Genomic DNA, 2,999 nt, shown 5'->3' with positions numbered 1-2,999 from the left:
ACCACCTTGCCCAGATCACCCGTCTTCCTCGCGGTACCGGTGACGACAGCGGTGTGGGCTTCGTCAGCCGCCAAAGCATCCAGACCACGCAGGAACTCCGCTCGGTCGGAGCCGATGACCACTGCGCGATGTGCGAAGGCCGACCGGTGCGCGGCCAGTGAGTATCCGATGTCCTCGAGCCCCGGCCCGGAACCGGCTTCGGGAACCTCGGACACGAACTCCCGCAACTGGCGCGCCTGGGCGCGGAGCGCGTCGGGCGACTTCGCGGACAGCAGCCAAGGCAGGGAGACAGCGGACGCCCTCACGCCTGGCTCCTCCGCGGCGGGCGCGGCAGTCGGCCCTGCGGCCCCCGTACCGTCGGGCTCGTCGGTGGGCGCCTCTTCCAGGATGAGGTGCGCGTTGGTGCCGCTGACACCGAAGGAGGAGACACCGGCACGCCGAGGATGCCCGTTCCGTAGCCACGGCACGGCATCGGTCAGCAGCCGGACCGCCCCGGCCGACCAGTCCACATGTGGCGATGGCTCGTCGGCATGCAACGTACGGGGCAGCGTCTCGTGCTGGAGGGCCATCACCATCTTGATCACACCGCCGACACCGGCCGCCGCCTGCGCGTGTCCGATGTTGGACTTCACCGACCCCAGCCACAGGGGATGGTCCTCGTCCCGGTCCTGCCCGTACGTGGCCAGCAGCGCCTGGGCCTCGACGGGGTCGCCGAGGACCGTTCCGGTGCCATGCCCCTCCACCGCGTCCACCTCGGAAGGCAAGAGCCCGGCGCCGGCCAGGGCCTGGCGGATGACGCGCTGTTGCGCGGGGCCGTTGGGGGCGGTGAGGCCGTTGCTGGCACCGTCCTGATTGATCGCGCTGCCGCGCACCACGGCCAGAACGCGGTGGCCGTTGCGCCGGGCGTCGGACAGCCGCTCCACGAGGAGCATGCCGACGCCTTCCGCCCAGCCCGTGCCGTCGGCGGTGGCCGAGAACGCCTTGCACCGCCCGTCGGGGGACAGGCCCCGCTGGCGGGAGAACTCGATGAAGGTCGCCGGGGTGGACATCACCATCACTCCGCCGACGAGCGCGAGCGAGCACTCCGCCGTACGCAGCGCCTGACCGGCCATGTGCAGCGCGACCAACGAGGACGAGCAGGCCGTGTCCACCGACACCGTCGGCCCCTCAAGGCCGAAGGCATAGGCGATACGACCGGAGGCGACGCTCCCGGAACTGCCGGTCAGCGCATAGCCGGCCACCGCCTGCGGTACCTGCCGCACATGAGCCGCGTAGTCCTGCACGTTGATTCCGACGAAGACTCCGGTTTGACTGCCGCGCAGGGTCTCCGGGTCGATGCCTGCGTGTTCGAACGCTTCCCACGAGGCTTCAAGCAGCAGCCGCTGCTGCGGGTCCATGGCGAGGGCTTCGCGCGGGCTGATGCCGAAGAACGCCGGGTCGAACTCACCGGCGTCGTAGAGGAACCCGCCATGCCGGGTGCAGCAGGTGCCCTCGTGGTCGGGGTCCGGGTGATAGATCCGCTCGACGTCCCAGCCGCGGTCCGTCGGGAACTCGGTGATGGCATCAGTGCCCGAGGCGACCAAACGCCACAGATCCTCGGCCGACCGTACTCCGCCCGGATAGCGACAGGCCATTCCGACGATTGCGACAGGCTCGTCCAGAGGCGCTGCTGCTTGGGTGCGCTCGGCCGATGTGCCTGACACGCCCTCACGCAGTACGTCGTCGGTCCCTCCCAGCAGTGCCGTACGCAGCTGTGTGGCGCACTCCGTGGGGCTTGGATGGTCGAAGACAAGGGTGGTGGGGAGAGCCAGGCCGGTGGCGGCCGCCACGCGGTTTCGGAACTCGACGGCGGTGAGGGAGTCGAACCCCAGCGCGCTGAAGGCTTGCTGAGCGTCGATGGATTCGGGGCTGGAATGACCGAGCACGGCGGCCACGTGAGTGCGGACGATATCGAGAAGGGCCTGCTGTTGTTCCTTGGGCGAACGCTGTGCCAGTTGCTCGCGAAGAGAGTCGGCGGAGGGCGGGGCGGTATCGCCGCGTAGTATCTGGCGGACCTCGGGGATGTCGTCGATGAGCGGTGCCGCACGCCGGGCGGTGAAGGTGGTGGCGAAGTCCTCCCAGTCGACATCCGCCACGACAGTGGCGGTGCTGCCGGGGCCGTGGCCGAGGATGCGATCGAGCGCGGCAAGAGCGAGATCAGGGGACATGGCCCGGAGGCCGCGGCGGCGCAAGTGAGCGCGTGTGTCTCCGTCCGCAGCCATCCCCGCGCCGTCCCAGGGACCCCAGGCGATGGAGGTGGCGGGGAGTCCTTGGGCGCGGCGGTGCTGGGCCAGGGCATCGAGATACGCATTGGCGGCGGCGTATCCGGCCTGGTTCGCGCTGCCCCAGGTGCCGGCAATGGAGGAGAAGAGAACAAAGCGCTCGATCGTGTCGTGCTCGCGCAACAACTCGTGCAGAAGCGCCGCCCCGGTCGCCTTCGCCCCGGCTGTCTCGGCGAGATCCGCCGCACTGAGATCGGCGATGGCCGACTTCAGGTTGACTCCTGCGGTGTGGATGATGGTGGTGAGGGGGTGGGTTGGGGGGATGGTGTTGAGGAGGTTGGTGAGTTGGTTGGGGTTGGTGGTGTCGCAGGTGGTGATGGTGGTGGTGGCGCCGAGTTGGGTGAGGTGGTGGTGGAGTTGGGTGTTGTGGGGTGTGTTGGGTCCTTGGCGGTTGGTGAGGAGGAGGTGGCAGTGGGGGTGGTGGGTGGCGATCCAGGTGGCGATGTGGGTGCCGATGGCTCCGGTGCCGCCGGTGATGAGGACGGTGCCGTGGGGCTTCCAGGGCTGGGGGTTGCTGGGTGTGGTGGCGGTCCGGGTCAGGCGTCGGGTATGTAGCCCCGTGTCGCGGATGGCCAGTTGATCGTCGTTGTGTTGGGTGGTGAGGGCGGTGGTGAGGTGGTGGAGGTGTTGTGGGGTGGGGGTGGTGGGGAGGTCGATGAGTCCGCCCCAGTGGTTGGG

Annotated in this window: 1 protein-coding gene; it reads right to left on the bottom strand. The window is 69.2% G+C overall.

The features are described 5' to 3' along the window. A partial coding sequence (locus ACFV2X_RS55470; RefSeq protein ID WP_385631927.1) for a type I polyketide synthase occupies window positions 1–2,999 on the bottom strand: 2,999 nt, incomplete at both ends.

The organism is Streptomyces sp. NPDC059679, from assembly GCF_042734105.1.
In the GTDB taxonomy this organism is placed as follows: Bacteria; Actinomycetota; Actinomycetes; order Streptomycetales; family Streptomycetaceae; genus Streptomyces.
Note: the sequence above shows the minus strand (reverse complement) of the source record. Positions and strands in the feature narration are given on the sequence as shown.